The organism is Halofilum ochraceum (assembly GCF_001614315.2).
Lineage (GTDB): Bacteria > Pseudomonadota > Gammaproteobacteria > XJ16 > Halofilaceae > Halofilum > Halofilum ochraceum.
Genome location: NZ_LVEG02000018.1, coordinates 96,981 through 112,040, shown reverse-complemented (window position 1 = coordinate 112,040; position 15,060 = coordinate 96,981). Strand labels below are relative to the sequence as shown.

Here is a 15,060-nt window from a genome sequence, read left to right as displayed (position 1 = left end):
AATGACGAGAGAGTAGCGATGGCAATCGACATCAGTCCCGGGGAGGTCGACCCGGTTGCCCCAGGAGACCCCCCTCGCGGGATCGAGCACCGGCGCTCTTTGCGGCTGCTCGTGGCCGAGGATTCCGAGGACGACACCCTGCTGCTGGTCCGCGCGCTGCGCCGCGCCGGCTTCGAGACGATGTACCGGCGGGTGGATTACCCGCGGGCGCTGCGCAACGCCCTCGATGAGGCCGAGTGGGACCTCATCATCACCGACTACAACATGCCGCAGTTCTCGCCCGATGACGTCCTCAAGGCGATTCACGACCGCGACCTGGATATGCCCGTCATCCTCGTTTCGGCCCATCTCGCCGACGCGCGCGCGGCGGATGCGATGAAGGCGGGCGTCAACGACTATGTGCTCAAGGACAACCTCTCGCGCCTCGGGCCGGCGGTAGAGCGCGAACTCCGCGAGGCTGATAACCGGCGCGACCACCGGCTGGTCGCGGCCGAACTCGCCCGGGTCGCGTCGCGCGACTCGTTGACCGGGCTCGCGAATCGCCAACAGCTCGAGGCCGATCTCTCCCACGCCTGCCGGTCGATCGGCGATGTCGGTCACGCCTTCCTGTATCTCGATGTCGATCAGTTCCGGGTGATCAACGAGAACTGTGGACATCACGCCGGCGATGAGCTCATTCGCCACCTGGCCGGCGTGATCGATGGGCTCGTTCGCAGCGGTCACACGCTCGCCCGGATCGGGCCGGACGAGTTCGGGGTGCTGATGGAGAACTGCCCCGTCAGCCGGGCCTGGCGCATCGCCGAGCAGATGCGCCGCGCGGTGAATGCCTATCGCTTCTCCTGGGAGGGGCATACGTACCGCATCGGGATCAGTATCGGGGTCGTGGGGATCGGCGAGACCGGGCTGCATGTCCCGGAAATCCTGCGCCGGGCGGATATCGCCTGTCACGCCGCGAAGGACCTGGGCCGTAACGGTATCCGCCTCTATACGGAAGAAGACGTCGACGTGGCGCGTCGCCACGGGGCGATGCAGTGGGTCGCGCGCCTGCAGCAGGCACTGCAGAACGATGAGCTCGTGCTGTTCGAGCAGCCGATCGATCGCGTGGCGGCGCCGGGCGATTACCCGCATGCCGAACTGCTGGTGCGTCTGGAAGAGGCGGACGGCCGGCTGGTCGAGCCGGGGTTGTTCATCCCAGCGGCGGAACAGTTTGAACTGATGCCGTTACTGGACCGTTGGGTGATCGAGCACGCGTTCCGGGCCATCGGCCAGCGGCCGCGCTCGGAGGGGCGCTGGTTCATCAATCTGTCCGGCACGTCGTTGTCGGACGAGACGCTGCCCGATTACGTCGGCGAGCAGCTGATCGCCTCCGGGGTGGAAGGGGCGCGGATCTGTTTCGAGATCACCGAGACCGCCGCGATCGCGAACATGAGCGCCGCCCTGCGTTTCATGTCGCACGTGCGCGAACTCGGCTGCGCGGTGGCGCTGGACGATTTCGGCAGCGGGCTCAGCTCCTTCACGTACCTCAAATCCCTGCCGGCCGATTACCTGAAGATCGACGGCTCGTTCGTGCGCGCCATGATCGACGATGGACTCGACCGGACGATCGTCGAGGCCATCACGAAGATCGGGCACGCCGCGGGCAAGGAAGTGGTCGCCGAGAGCGTCGAGTCCGGGGATGTGCTGGATGCCCTTGCCGGAATCGGCGTCGATTTCGCGCAGGGATACCTCATCGCCAACCCCTGCCGCCTGACGGCTTCCTCGTAGTCGGGGACGGTATTACCCGGCGCGCAGGGCAGCGCACGCGGCAGGCCGTAGGCCGGCTTTTGCCGTAAGGCAACAGCCGGCACGCCGTTGCACAAGGCCGCACCCTCTCCGCCGGCTGGCTCCCGCCGGTCGCAAGCCGGCCTACGTGTTCTGCGGGGAAGGAATCGTGTAGGCCGGCTTTTGCCGTAAGGCAACAGCCGGCACGCCTTTGCACAAGGCCAGACACTGTCCGCCGGCTGGCTCCCTCCGGTCGCAAGCCGGCCTACGTGTTCTGCGGGGAAGGAATCGTGTAGGCCGGCTTTTGCCGTAAGGCAACAGCCGGCATGCCGTTGCACAAGGCCGCACCCTCTCCGCCGGCTGGCTCCCGCCGGTCGCAAGCCGGCCTACGGCCGGGGGACCGGGCGGCTAGCGCTCAGGTATCGGCCGCGACGAGCGGGTCCAGGGACTCGAATACCGTATCGCGGACGTCCTCGACTTCACCGAGCGCGGTGACATGGACATAGTGCGGCGCGCGGTCGTCGCCCGATTCCGCCCACTTGCGGTAATAGCCGATCAGCGGCTCGGTCTGTTCGTGGTACGTGCCCAGGCGCTGGCGCACCGTTTCTTCCTGGTCGTCGTCGCGCTGTTCCAGCGGTTCACCGGTCTCGTCGTCCCGGCCGGCGACCTCCGGCGGATTGAACTCGACGTGATACACGCGCCCCGAGGCCGGATGGACGCGGCGGCCGCTCATGCGGCGGATGATCTGCTCGTCCTCGATGTCCAGTTCGACGACCGCGTCGATATCCACACCGGCCTCGCGCAGGGCGTCGGCCTGGGCGATCGTGCGCGGGAAGCCGTCGAACAGGAAGCCGTTCTCGCAGTCCGGTTCCTCGATCCGTTCTTTGACGAGACCGATGATGATGTCGTCGGAGACGAGATCGCCGCGGTCCATGACTTCCTTCGCCTTGCGACCGAGCTCCGTGCCGGCGGCAACAGCCGCGCGCAGCATGTCCCCCGTGGAGATCTGCGGGATGCCGTAGCGCTCGCTGATATAGGCCGCCTGGGTGCCCTTGCCGGCGCCCGGAGCGCCGAGGAGGATGATGCGCATGAGGTTGCTCCTTCGTGAGGCCGCGCCGCTTGTGTTCCCGGTGCGGCTGTCAGGGATTGAACGGGGCGAGTCGCTGTTCGACGGCGACGTTGCGCAGCCGGACATAGTCCGGCAGACCGTTGCGATAGGGTGGATAGGCTTCACCCGCGATCAGCGGCTGGAGATAACGACGGCAGGCGTCGGTAATGCCGTAGCCGTCTTCGGTGATGTAGTCGCGCGGCAGGCCGGTCTCGACGTTGGCGACATCGGCCAGGTCGACGCAGGCGATGTCCCACTCATAGGGATCGTCGGACAGGCGCCGGATCGCGGGCATCACGGCATTGCGGCCCTCGAGCGCGAACTCGACGGCGGCGCGGCCGACGGCGTAGGCCTGCTCGACATCCGTGGCCGAGGCGATGTGGCGGGCGCTGCGCTGCAGGTAATCGGCGACGGCCCAGTGATACTTGTGGCCCAGCTGCTCCTTGACCATGCCCGCGAGCATCGGGGCCACGCCGCCCAGCTGGGCATGGCCGAAGGCATCGCGGCCACCGGCCTCGGACAGGAAACGGCCATCCGCGTATTGCGCGCCCTCGGAGGCGACGACGGCGCAGTAGCCGTGCTCACGCACCGCGGCGTCGACGCGTTCCAGGAAATGCTGCTGCTCGAACGGGATCTCCGGGAACAGGATCACGTGCGGGGCGTCGCCGGGCTGCTCGGCGGCGAGCCCGCCGGCCGCGGCGATCCAGCCCGCGTGGCGGCCCATCACCTCGAGGATGAACACCTTCGTGGAGGTGCTGGCCATGGAGGCGACGTCGAGTCCGGCCTCGCGGATGGAGACGCCGACGTATTTCGCCACCGAGCCGAAGCCGGGGCAGGTGTCGGTGAGCGGCAGGTCGTTGTCGACCGTCTTCGGGATCCCGATCGCCGTGATCGGATAGCCGAGTTCATCGCCGATCTGCGAGACCTTGTGGGCGGTGTCCTGGGAGTCGCCGCCGCCGTTGTAGAAGAAATAGCCGATATCGTGGGCGCGGAAGACCTCGACCAGGCGTTCGTATTCGGCCCGGTTCTCGTCCAGCCCCTTGAGCTTGTGGCGGCAGGAGCCGAACGCGCCGGCCGGGGTATGGCGCAGCGCGGCGATCGCCTCGTCGCTCTCCTGCGAGGTGTCGATCAGGTCCTCGTGCAGGGCGCCCAGGATGCCGTCGCGGCCCGCGAACACGGTGCCGATACGGTCGCTGTTGCGCCGCGCCGTCTCGATCACGCCGCAGGCGGACGCATTGATCACGGCGGTGACGCCACCGGACTGGGCGTAGAAGGCGTTGTTCCCACTCATCGGGCCGAAAGTTCTCCGTTTCTGCAGCGGCGAGTGAATCCCCGCGATTGTGCCGGAGCGCTGTTCCGGTGTCACGTCGGCCACAAGGGCGAAGGGCGAAGGGCGAAGGGCGAAGGGCGAAGGGCGAAGGGCGAAGGGCGAAGGGCCAAGGGCCAAGGGCCAAGGGCCAAGGGCCAAGGGCATGATCGGTCGTCCGTGTATCCCGGCGGCCTGTAGGAGCGAGCTTGCTCGCGATCGTACCCGCACGGTGCGGCGGTGTTGCAGGAGTGTTGCCGGAGTCCGAAGGATGAGCGGAATCGGGTTGCGTTGTCTGGTTGGGCTCCCTGACGTAGTGTGCCGGTTCTTTCTCCGGCCCTTTGAAGTTCGATGGGGTCGTCCGGTCGGGAATGAACACCGAGCACCTTTCGCAGAAAGGGTAACCAGCCATGTCGAGACCGGCGTCAGCCGCAGGATTCGCCGGCACCAGTCCGTATCGCCAGCAATTGGTGCTCGGGGCGGTATTGATTACGACCTCGGAACTGCTCTTCGCGACCATGGGCGCCGCGCTCAAGCTTGCCGCGGTCGGGGTACCCATCGCCATGATCGTGTTCTTCCGCAGCCTGTTCGGTCTGCTGCCGTTCCTGCCGCTGTTGCTGAAGGATAAAGGCACCGGACTGCGGCCCTCGCCTGGGACCTGGCCGTTGCACCTGTTGCGTGCCGTCGTTGGTCTGAGCGCGATGAGCTGTTTTTTCTACGCATTGGCCCATCTGCCGCTCGCTGATGGCATGCTCCTGAAAATGACCGCACCGGTGTTCATGCCGATCATCGCCGCTCTCTGGCTGGCTGAACGACCATCGCGCCCGGCCATCGTCGCAGTACCGGTGGGGCTGGCGGGGGTCGTGCTCATACTGGATCCGACGGGGGAATTCGCGCCAGCCGCGCTGGTCGGGCTGGCAGGCGGTGTGCTCGCGGCCTGGGCCAAGGTGACGGTCCGCCGCCTCACCCGCTCGGAACCCGCGAGTCGGGTGGTGGTGTCTTTCGGCGTGCTGGCGACGCTGATGAGCGCGCCCTTCGCCCTTGCGGTCTGGCAAATGCCGTCGATGACCGAGTGGGGCCTGCTACTGGCCGTTGGCCTCTGTGCAAGCGGCGGCCAGTGGCTGCTCACGCGCGGTTACGGCGCCGCCTCGCCTGGTCAGATCGGTCCATTCACTTACAGCTCCGTGATCTTCGCCGCCGGCTGGGGGGCGCTGTTGTGGGGCGAGGTCCCGGACACCGTGTTCGTGGCGGGTGCGATTCTGATCGCGGGGGCCGGACTGCTCGCCCTGCGTCAGGACCACCGGCGGAGTGCCGCGACGATGGTGGAGGAGGACTGAGGCGGCAGGGCCAGGAACCTTCGCAGGCCGGCCTTGCCCGGCGCCCCTGTATTAATGACTTGTGCTATTACCGGCCGCCGGGGCATGCCGGCATTGCGCGGCGACATGCTCCCGCCGGTATCCGCCGCGGCGGGCCGCACAAGGCCGGCCTACGTTGCGAGGGATCGGTCGCAGTTTGGGTTGAGGGCCAGAGACCGTAAAAGTATTCGTGCGTCTGCTGCGGGCGCGCCACGGCGGCCGCTTTCGCGGATCCTTCTCGTCACATAAGACTCACTATGCTCCCCGAATGATCGGCGAAAGCGACTCGCCGTACCACGCCCTCGCGACGACGCAGAATACTTTCACGGTCTCGCCAGCGATACCCAACGGATCGAGGCCGGTCGGCAGGGATTGCACTCGATTGCCGACCGAGAGCGCGTCACGTTGGGTTTCCTTCGTCAACCCAACCTACGCGGGCCCATGAGTCGCATCAGCGGACCGGCCACGCGGACTTCGCTCAAAAGCCGAAAAACCGCCGCGCCGTCGCTGTGGTGTTTTTGGCCGTTGTTTCGGGCGATTCGCCGCGTGCCTCGGCGATACGACGGACGATGTGCGGCAGATTGGCCGGTTCATTGCGGCGGGTTTTCGGTTTGGGTTTCAGGTCGCGTGGCATCAGATAGGGGGCGTCGGTTTCCACCATCAGGCGGTTGTCGGGGATCCGGTGGATGCACTCCAGCAGGTGGGTGCCCCGGCGCTCGTCGCAGATCCAGCCGGTGAGGCCGATGTGGCAATCCATGTCCAGATACGCATCGAGCGCCGCCGGTTCCCCGGTAAAGCAGTGCACCACGATGGCGGGGATGCGATCGCGCCATTCGCGCAGGATCGCCATGAAGCGTTCATGGGCGTCGCGTTCGTGGGCAAACACGGGGAGGCCGAGCTCCGCCGCCAGCTCGAGCTGGGCCCGGAAAAGGCGCTCCTGTACCTCGCGCGGCGAGAAATCGCGATTGAAGTCGAGACCGGCCTCGCCCACGCAAGCGACCAGTGGATGTTCCGCCAGCGCCCGCAGATGATCGATCACCCGCTCGCTGGCGTCGGCCGCGACATGCGGATGCACGCCGGCGGTCGCGCGCAGCGCATCCGGATCGCGGCGGGCGAGATCCAGTGCCGCCTCGCTGCTGGCCTCGTCGGCGCCGGTAATGGCGAGGCGGTTCACCCCGGCCTCATGGGCCCGCGCAAGCACCGCATCGATATCGTCGTGAAACGATTCGTGGGTCAGATTCGCGCAGATATCGACGAGGTCCATGGCGGCTCCGCTGGTCGGGAAAGCGCGCAGTGAATCAGGGAATCGGCGGAGCGGCAAGGGTGGTGTGTGAAGGGCTGAGGCGAAGGGCGAAGGGCGAAGGGCGAAGGGCGAAGGGCGAAGGGCGAAGGGCGAAGGGCGAAGGGCGAAGGGCGAAGGGCGAAGGGCCAAGGAAGGTCGTAGGCGCGTTTTCGCCGAAGGCGAACGCGCGCGGTCCCGGTACGGCGGTCGAGGTCTTGTGCACGGGATCCGGACGCCTCGATCGTAGGCCGGCCTTGCCCGGCTCGACCGAGGCGGGGGATCACCACGATGCGGTCCGTGCCGGGCAATGCCGGCACATGGGCGCACGATCCGGGTACGGAATTCGTTCTTCACGCAGAGGCGCAGAGCACGCAGGGAGCGCAAAGAATTCGAAAGAGAGGCCCGCTCCGGACGGTTTTACCGTCTTTCGCCCTCTTGGCGTACTCGGCGCGCTCCGCGCCTCTGCGAGAACCAGAAAACCAAGCCGGACTCGGCCCGCCCGGTCACACCGGGACGAGCCATTTTTAATGCGCCTGTGGAACCTCAGTACCCGATATCCCGATACGAGCGCGCGATCTTCTGGATCGCGACCACGTAAGCGGCCATGCGGTAATCCTTCACCTTCGGGTGGTTCTCGCGGACCTGCATGATCTCCCGGAACGCCAGGCGCATCGTGTCGTCGAGCCCGGAGCGCACGAGATCGAGCTCATCGGCACCACGGGCGATCTCGGCGCGCACCCACTCGGGGACCTGCGTGTTGGTGGCCATCTCGATCGCGGAGATGATGTGGTCGCCGCGCGCCTCGTGGAAGCGTTTCTCCATGCGCCCGAAGCGGACGTGCGCGAGGTTGCGGATCCACTCGAAGTAGGAGACCACGACACCGCCCGCGTTCACGTAGGCATCGGGCAGGATGTGCACGCCGCGCTCGATGAGCTTCTGGTCCGCTTCGAACGTGACCGGGCCGTTCGCCGCTTCGGCGATCAGCGGCGCCTTGATCCGGTCGGCGTTGCCGGCGTGGATCACGCTCTCGAGCGCGGCCGGGATCAGGATGTCGCAGTCGTGCTCAAGCACCTCGGCGCCGTTTTCCACATACGTGCCATCCGGGAAGCCCTTCACGCCGCCCTGCTCACGGATGTGCCGGTGCACGGCATCGACGTTGAGGCCATCGGGATTCACCACGGCGCCGTCGCGTTCGATGATGCCCACGATCGTCGAGCCGTCCTCGACCTCGAGGAAATGCGCGGCGTGGTAGCCGACGTTGCCCAGCCCCTGGACCACGACCCGCTGGTCGCCGAGCTCGCCTTTCAGGCCCGCCTCATGGACGGCCGCCTTGTGGCGGAAGAATTCGCGCAGGGCGTACTGGACGCCACGTCCGGTGGCCTCGTGGCGCCCGCGCACGCCGCCATGCTCGACCGGTTTGCCGGTGAGGGCGCCAAAGTAGTTGATGTCGTCGGGGAACAGCTGCTTGTAGGTATCGACCATCCAGCCCATCTCGCGCGGCCCCGTGCCCATGTCGGGGGCGGGTACGTTCTTCGCGGGACTGAGGAAACCCTTGCTGATCAGTTCGCGCGCGAAGCGGCGCGTGATCTGTTCCATCTGGTCGTCGGTGTATTGCCGTGGATCGATGCAGAGCCCGCCTTTGGAGCCGCCGTAAGGCACGTCCACTATCGCGCACTTGTAGGTCATGAGCGCCGCCAGCGCCTCGACCTCGTCCTGGTCGACGTTGGGCGCGTAACGGATGCCACCCTTGGAGGGCAGGCGGTGGTCGCTGTGGACCGCACGCCAGCCGGTGAACATCTCGGCCTTGCCGTCGATCTCGATCGGGAAGGAGACCTGCAGGACCGTGCGGCAGGTCTTGAGGGCGTCGCCCATGCCGGGTTCGAGTTCCATGATCTCGATCGCGTGATCGACCATGTGTTCCACGCTCTGCCGGAACGACAGGCCGCTGCTGGCTTCGCTCATGAGCCCCTCCTGTTATTGGTGTTCTTGTCCTCGTTTTGCCGGAGCAAGTCCCGGGAATACGGGGCCCGGCCCGGCTCGATCCCGGCCCATTCAGCCACCCCGGGGCGGTGGGCGCAAGCTGTGCTAAGGTCCGTCGCGCGAATCGGATCGGGAGAGCGCAGGCATGGGGCGCAGCAAGAAGGGCCGTCCGGCCGGGCGGCAACAGTCCGCTACCGGGAAAAAGGCAAAGCCGCCGGCGACGCCGCAGGAGGCGTGGCAGCAGGCGATCGCCGCTTACGAGGGCGGCAAGCCGCGGCAGGCGCAGAACCTGCTCGCGCCGCTGCTCGACATGCCCTCGGTCCCGGGCGAGGTGTCGCTTCTGGCCGGCCTGGTGGAGGCCCAGCTGGGGGATTCCCGGCGCGCCGAGGAACACCTCCGCCGGGCCGTGCAGCTGGTGCCGGAACGCGTCGAGGGCTGGCTGGGTCTCGGTAACGCGCAGCATATGCAGGGCCGATTCGACGCGGCCGTCGAGACCTTTCGGCGGGTACTGAAGCGCTCGCCGGACAATCCGACGGCGCTGTACAACATGGCGATGGCCTGGATGGATCAGGGCCGTCATCGCGATGCGCTTGCGAATCTGGAGCGTGTCCTGGAATTGCAGCCGGATTGGCCCGGGGCGGAGCACAATCGGGCGATCTTGCTGGCCAGGCTCGGCTGGGCGGGGCGGGCCCACGACGCATACGAGGCACTGGTGACCAAGAATTCCGACGACCCGTGGCTACGGCTGGAGTTCGCCGGTTTCCTCGATCAGAGCAATCGCGCCGATGAGGCGGCGGCATGGTTGCCGGCGGCGGATGCCTTCGGCGAGGCGACCCAGGGGGCCGCGCAGTCGGAGGGACTGCGAGCCCAGTTGCTTGTGCGCGAGGCGCGCTACGAAGAGGCGCTGGAACTGCTCGACGATGCACACCGGCGTACCGGTGAGGACCTCCTCGGCTATCGGCAGGGTAATCTGCTAGACCGATTCGGCCGCACGGACGAGGCCATGGCGGCATTCAGGCGCGGGAATCTTGCGCGGTCGAAACAACAGGTTGCGAATCGGCTGCGGAGCCGGAAATATCCGGAGTACGTCGCGGAGAAAATTGAACGCGGGATCCTGCCCTGCAAGTCGGCGGAACAGGCTGCAGTCAGCGATGAGCGTCGGACGCCGGTTTTCCTTGTCGGGTTGCCGCGCTCGGGCACGACGCTGCTGGACCGGATGCTGGGCGCTCATCCCGAGACGCAGGTGCTGGAGGAGTTCGATACGCTGCGGACGGCGGAATCAGCATTGGTGGCAGGCCGCTCACCGGCCGAGGCGCGCCAGGCGTACTGGGACTATGTTGATCGGCATATCGATGTGACCGAAGGGCGGATGGTGATCGACAAGAATCCGCTGCACGCGCCGCACCTCGATGTCCTGCCGAAAGTGTTCCCCGACGCGCGCGTGATTATCGCCCTGCGTCATCCCTACGATGCCGCGCTCAGCAGCTACATGCAGAATTTTGAGCTGAATCCGGCAAGTGTGCATTTTCTCGATCTCGGATCCACGGCCACGCTTTGCGCGCGCCTGCTCACGATGATGCAGTTGTTCGAACAGGCCTGTCCGGAGCAGGCGATCCGCTTGCGTTACGAGGACCTTGTGACGGACTTCCAGGCTCAGGTGACGCGGGTACTGCAGGGCATCGGCCTCGACTGGCACGCGGATGTGGCCGAGTACGCGGCCCGCGCAGGCGAGACCGGCATGGTGACGACGCCGAGTTACGAGCAGGTTACCAAAGGACTCTACAGTTCATCGATCGGCCGCTGGCAACGGTATGCGGCCTGGCTGGGGCCATTCCGCGAAGAGATCGGCCCGTTGTTGCCGTATTTCGGGTACGACGAGGCGATGGAGTCGTCGGGTGGTGCGGAAAACGCGGCGACCTGAGTGGGGGCTACGATAGCGGTTTTGCCGTGCGAAGCGCGATCAGCTCAAGAACGTAGGCCGGCTTGCGACCGAAGGGAGCCAGCCGGCGATTTCGGCGTGGTGGCACGCGGCTGCCGGCTGTTGCCTTCGGCAAAAGCCGGCCTACGGTCTGATCGGTTGCTTGCGATGTTTTAGCCGCGATCGGCTTTACCGCCGCCGAGGCAGGGCGGGGATTCCGGTGTGCCGTTGCGGGCCTGCCATTCCTGCGGCGTATACGCGTGGATCGCGAGTGCGTGGACCTGCCCGGCCAGTTCGTCGGCCAGGGTGGCGTTGATCGCGCGGTGCCGCGCGAGCAGGTTCTGTTCGGCGAAACCGTCGCTGACCACCGTCACCCGGAAGTGCGACTCCGCGCCTGCGGGCACGTTGTGGTTGTGGCTCTCGTCCAGCACCTCAAGCCATTCCGGCTGGAAGCGTGTCCCGAGCTTCTCTTCGATGGTCTTTTTCATGCTCATAGCGCAATGCTCGCATTCGGCGCCATTCATGCCAAGTCGCCGTGCTGCGGATACATTGTCCTCCAAGTGCGGCCATTCACGGCAAAAGTGGATCGGGTATCCTCCGTTCCTTTCGGGTGAAGCGGGCGCGCCATGACGCTCGGTCGGGTGCCGCTTCCGAAGGGCCGCCTGGCGCGGCTGTCTGACGGTATTGTCGACTGCTTGTAAGGCGCGAGTCGCCGCTCCGGCACGGCCTCCGTGAGCCAGCGAAATCGCCGGACGGGGATGCGCTGCGCTACCATGAGAGTTTCTATCCCGGCCCGGTGGATGCGGCGTAATGGGGCGCAGGGCTCTACAGCAGGCGGTACCTTCGCCCCGGATTCGGAAAACAGCAATGAGCAAAAGGAAAACCAGTCGAGCAGCCGGAAAACAGACCAGGAAGGGCGCGCGCGGAGCTGCTTCCGTCAGTCCCCAGCAGCAGTTCGCAGACCTGGTGGCCGCGTATCAGGCGGGGCGCTACGAAGAGGTCGTGACCGGTGCGACACGCTTTACCACCCGATGGCCTGACCAGGAGGCCGGATGGAACCTGTTGGCTGAAGGCCAGCGCATGATGGAGCGCCTCGACGAGGCTGAGGTTGCCTGCCGCAAGGCGGTGTCGATCAACCCGGAGAGCGCGGAGGCGCATAACAACACGGCCAATGTCCTGCGCGACCGTGGGGCCATGGAGACCGCGGAGACGGAATACAGGGAGGCGCTCGCGCTCAAACCCGGCCTGGTGGAAGCACATTTCAATCTGGGGAATCTGCTTCTGGGTCAGGAGCGACTCGTCGAGGCGGCCACTGAATTCCACGCGGCTGTCAACGGGCGTCCCAACGAGCCGTTGTATCTCTATTCGCTCGGCGCGGTCCTCGGGAGACTCGAGAACTACGCGGATGCGCGGATGGCTCTCGAACGTGCGGTACGGCTGCAGCCCGGTTACTTCGAGGCCCACATCGAACTCGGGCGCGTCTGCCGCGAGTTGGGCGAATATGACAGGTCAAGGGCCGCGTTCGAGCAGGCGGTGGCCCTCCGGCCGGAATCCCCAAGGGGGCATTCCCAAATGGGGACGCTGCTCCAGATTACGGGAGATCTCGCCGGCGCCGAGCGATTCGGTCGCAAGGCTCTGGAAATCCAGCACGATTACGCACCGGCCTGGTATTTGATCGCCAACTCCCGTGATTTCTCCGCGTCGGATCCGGAACTCGAGGAGATGGAAGCCCTGCTGGAGAAGCAGGATCTCGGCGTAACGGCGCGCTCGTTGCTGCATTTCGCCCTCGGCAAGGCGCATAGCGAGGCCGGCGCGGATCCTGGTCTGGTTTTCCGGCATTACCAGGCGGGATGTGAGGCCATGCGCAGGAACATGGACTATGACATCGCCGGTCCCGAGAAGTTGATGGATGATATAGCACGGGCATTTTCCGCTGAGTGGATGTCCGCTACCCGCACAACAGGGGATCCGACGGATGCGCCGATCTTCGTCGTTGGCATGCCGCGTTCCGGAACCACCCTGACGGAACAGATCCTGGCGAGCCATCCGCGGGTTCATGGTGCCGGTGAATGCGTTGATCTCGACAACCTCATTCTGTCGAAGGATGCCGCCAGCGGTTCTACCTTCCCGGAATGGGTGCCGGGCATGCCGGACAATGAGCTGGCGATGCTCGGTGCCCACTACCGGTCGCGGGTGGTCGACCCCGCCGCTCCGGCCGAGCGTGTGGTCGACAAAAGACCATTCAACTTCTTTCATCTGGGCTTGATCGCGAAGGCCCTCCCCAACGCGCGGGTGGTGCATCTACAGCGCGATCCGGTGGACACCTGTCTTTCCTGCTATATGCAGCGCTTCTCGGAAGGGCACCAATGGACGAACGATCTGAAGGAACTCGGGCTTTACTATCGCGCGTACGCGAAGCTGATGGATCATTGGCGTGAGGTGCTGCCGGAAGGTTTCATGCTGGACTTCTCCTATGAGGAGTTGACTGCGAACCCCGAGACACAGATCCGACGGTTGCTGGTTCACTGCGGACTCGAATGGAATCCGGCCTGCATGGACTTTCACAAAACAAAGCGTGGCGTCAACACACCGAGTGTCAGTCAAGTCCGTAAGCCGATCTATCGGACTTCCGTTGCCAAATGGCACAGATTCCGCGGTCATCTCCAGCCGCTGCTGGACGCCCTCGGGCCACTGGCACCCCCGAACCGCGAGTAGCGTTAATGGAGCCAGACTGAGGTAGTTCCGGCCTGACGTTTGGTTTCGGGGTACAGCGTTTGGGCGAATGCAAAAGGCGGGGAGGCGAGAGTCTGGGGTGACTGTGTATAAGCAGTGGCAGGATGCGGTCGTGTTCCTTCTGGGGCTGATCGGCCGTCTGCATGGCTGCGTTGACGGGTCGAAATCCTAGTTCGAACTTTTGAGGAATCTCAAAAAGAAAAGGCGCCCCGTGGGGGCGCCTTTTCCGTACAGCCGCTATGTCCGGAGCGGACTTAGAAGCTGTGCTTTACGCCGAACGCGAGCGTGTTCTGCTCAGGATCGGAGGCATTGCCGCCATCGACCTCCACGGTTTCGAACTCGCCGTAGATCTTCGTGCGCGAGCTGAATTCTTTCTGCGCCTGGAGGAAGAAGGTGGTCATGTCACCCGCGTCGCTGTTGTTGGCGTCGTTGTCACCGGCGCCGACACCAAGGTAGCCACTATAACCACTGCCGAAGTCCATGCCGCCCAGGATGTTGAAGGCGGACGGATCGTCGCCGACAGCACTGGCAGTCTGCTGGTCACGGTCGGCCATGAAGTAGGTGCCACCGACGTAGAACGGGCCACTCGACCAGCGACCACCGAGCGTGATCATGGACGGATCAGCGGTTGAGGCGCCGGCCGCCGTATCCGAGTTCGACTCGGAGTAGAACGTGCCGTTGACCGTAAAGTCACCGAAGGTGCCTTGAGCACCGATCGTGACGTTATCGATCGCCTCGTCATCGTTGGCCGCGTAACCGCCGGATCCGAAGGTGTTGGCCGCGCCATCGTTGTCCTTAGAGCGCAGTGCAACGGTGAACGTGAACGGGTCGGACGAGTAGCCGCCGCCACCGTAGGTGTACGCCACGGTGTTATCGACACGGAGGCCGGACGGGTCGTCAGCGGTCAGGAACCCGACGCCGTTGGTCATGAAATAGTGCGTGGCACCACCGTGACCGTCGGTGCGGTAGTGGTTCCAGCCGGCGTACTCGTACAGGACACCCCACATCGTACCCAGCTTCACCGTGCCGAAGTCGCCACTCAGCGAAACATTCGACAGACGGGTGTTGACGTTGGAGTCCTCGTTCGCGGAGCCGCCCGTCACGCCGGTGGTGGTGCCGATGCCGAACTCGAAGGTGTAGCCGGCGGTCAGGCCGTTGCCCAGATCCTCGGAGCCGCTCACGCCGAAGCGGGACTCCAGCGTGTCGGACATGCCGAGACCGGCTTCATCGTCAGTGGTGTTGTAAATCAGGGCGCCCACACCGCCATTGTCGGTGCTGGTGCTTTCGAACGTGGTGTTGAGAGAGCCATACACTTCGGCCGCCTGAACGGAGGCCGGCGCCACGACGGCGCTGGATACGGCGAGAGCAATCAGGGATTTCTTCATGGTCATTTCAATGATCCCATTGGTGTTTGGACAGAAGCTTCTGTGGACCATGCACCCGTGGGTACTGAATCCACCGCTTATAAACCTACCACGCCTGTTGCGGGTGCGCCACAACCGTTCACGGATGCGACTTACAATGCCCCAAACGTGACAGGGTGAACGGAGCGTAATGCACCATTACATTCGTTTCAAGCTCGACGGGGGTATTTCGATGCGGAAATAGACTTTCGAG

At 65.2% G+C, this 15,060-nt stretch carries 10 protein-coding genes; 4 read left to right on the top strand and 6 right to left on the bottom strand.

What is annotated here, in order from left to right; genetic code table 11:
- Nucleotides 1-18: 18 nt before the first annotated feature.
- On the top strand, nt 19-1,764 hold the full coding sequence (locus A0W70_RS14555) for an EAL domain-containing protein (protein ID WP_083331044.1): 1,746 nt from the start codon (nt 19-21) through the stop codon (nt 1,762-1,764).
- 412 nt (nt 1,765-2,176) lie between these two features.
- Here A0W70_RS14555 and adk read toward each other — a convergent pair whose 3' ends face one another.
- Nucleotides 2,177-2,851, bottom strand: a complete 675-nt coding sequence (gene adk, locus A0W70_RS14550; RefSeq protein WP_067563720.1) for an adenylate kinase — start codon at nt 2,849-2,851, stop codon at nt 2,177-2,179.
- 49 nt (nt 2,852-2,900) lie between these two features.
- Nucleotides 2,901-4,160, bottom strand: a complete 1,260-nt coding sequence (locus tag A0W70_RS14545; protein ID WP_067563717.1) for a 6-phosphofructokinase — start codon at nt 4,158-4,160, stop codon at nt 2,901-2,903.
- 425 nt (nt 4,161-4,585) lie between these two features.
- Here A0W70_RS14545 and A0W70_RS14540 point away from each other — a divergent pair, with 425 nt between their 5' ends.
- On the top strand, nt 4,586-5,512 hold the full coding sequence (locus tag A0W70_RS14540) for a DMT family transporter (RefSeq protein WP_067563714.1): 927 nt from the start codon (nt 4,586-4,588) through the stop codon (nt 5,510-5,512).
- 496 nt (nt 5,513-6,008) lie between these two features.
- On the opposite strand, the gene A0W70_RS14535 is transcribed toward A0W70_RS14540, so the two are convergent.
- A complete protein-coding gene (locus A0W70_RS14535; protein WP_067563711.1) occupies nt 6,009-6,794 on the bottom strand; it encodes a TatD family hydrolase in 786 nt (261 codons plus the stop codon).
- A gap of 561 nt (nt 6,795-7,355) precedes the next feature.
- Nucleotides 7,356-8,774 carry a Glu/Leu/Phe/Val family dehydrogenase gene (locus tag A0W70_RS14530; protein WP_067563707.1) on the bottom strand — a complete coding sequence of 473 codons (1,419 nt, stop codon included), beginning with the start codon at nt 8,772-8,774 and terminating at the stop codon, nt 7,356-7,358.
- A 163-nt stretch (nt 8,775-8,937) separates the two neighbouring features.
- On the opposite strand from A0W70_RS14530, the gene A0W70_RS14525 reads away from it, so the two are divergent.
- On the top strand, nt 8,938-10,713 hold the full coding sequence (locus tag A0W70_RS14525) for a tetratricopeptide repeat-containing sulfotransferase family protein (RefSeq protein ID WP_067563703.1): 1,776 nt from the start codon (nt 8,938-8,940) through the stop codon (nt 10,711-10,713).
- Between the two features lie 170 nt (nt 10,714-10,883).
- Here A0W70_RS14525 and A0W70_RS14520 read toward each other — a convergent pair whose 3' ends face one another.
- Nucleotides 10,884-11,204 carry a BolA family protein gene (locus tag A0W70_RS14520; RefSeq protein ID WP_067563699.1) on the bottom strand — a complete coding sequence of 107 codons (321 nt, stop codon included), beginning with the start codon at nt 11,202-11,204 and terminating at the stop codon, nt 10,884-10,886.
- Nucleotides 11,205-11,520: 316 nt separating this feature from the next.
- Here A0W70_RS14520 and A0W70_RS14515 point away from each other — a divergent pair, with 316 nt between their 5' ends.
- The gene (locus A0W70_RS14515) at nt 11,521-13,425 is read left to right on the top strand and encodes a tetratricopeptide repeat-containing sulfotransferase family protein (RefSeq protein ID WP_083331043.1); all 1,905 of its coding nucleotides are present in this window, start codon (nt 11,521-11,523) and stop codon (nt 13,423-13,425) included.
- Between the two features lie 272 nt (nt 13,426-13,697).
- On the opposite strand, the gene A0W70_RS14510 is transcribed toward A0W70_RS14515, so the two are convergent.
- A complete protein-coding gene (locus A0W70_RS14510) occupies nt 13,698-14,834 on the bottom strand; it encodes a porin (RefSeq protein ID WP_067563692.1) in 1,137 nt (378 codons plus the stop codon).
- Between the last annotated feature and the right edge of the window lie 226 nt (nt 14,835-15,060).

Excerpts from the sequence above, each read along its gene's own strand:
- A0W70_RS14535 (WP_067563711.1), bottom strand. The coding sequence starts at position 6,794 with ATGGACCTCGTCGATATCTGCGCGAATCTGACCCACGAATCGTTTCAC.
- A0W70_RS14515 (WP_083331043.1), top strand. The coding sequence starts at position 11,521 with ATGGGGCGCAGGGCTCTACAGCAGGCGGTACCTTCGCCCCGGATTCGG.
- A0W70_RS14530 (WP_067563707.1), bottom strand. The coding sequence starts at position 8,774 with ATGAGCGAAGCCAGCAGCGGCCTGTCGTTCCGGCAGAGCGTGGAACAC.
- A0W70_RS14540 (WP_067563714.1), top strand. The coding sequence starts at position 4,586 with ATGTCGAGACCGGCGTCAGCCGCAGGATTCGCCGGCACCAGTCCGTAT.
- A0W70_RS14555 (WP_083331044.1), top strand. The coding sequence starts at position 19 with ATGGCAATCGACATCAGTCCCGGGGAGGTCGACCCGGTTGCCCCAGGA.
- A0W70_RS14545 (WP_067563717.1), bottom strand. The coding sequence starts at position 4,160 with ATGAGTGGGAACAACGCCTTCTACGCCCAGTCCGGTGGCGTCACCGCC.
- A0W70_RS14520 (WP_067563699.1), bottom strand. The coding sequence starts at position 11,204 with ATGAGCATGAAAAAGACCATCGAAGAGAAGCTCGGGACACGCTTCCAG.
- adk (WP_067563720.1), bottom strand. The coding sequence starts at position 2,851 with ATGCGCATCATCCTCCTCGGCGCTCCGGGCGCCGGCAAGGGCACCCAG.
- A0W70_RS14510 (WP_067563692.1), bottom strand. The coding sequence starts at position 14,834 with ATGACCATGAAGAAATCCCTGATTGCTCTCGCCGTATCCAGCGCCGTC.
- A0W70_RS14525 (WP_067563703.1), top strand. The coding sequence starts at position 8,938 with ATGGGGCGCAGCAAGAAGGGCCGTCCGGCCGGGCGGCAACAGTCCGCT.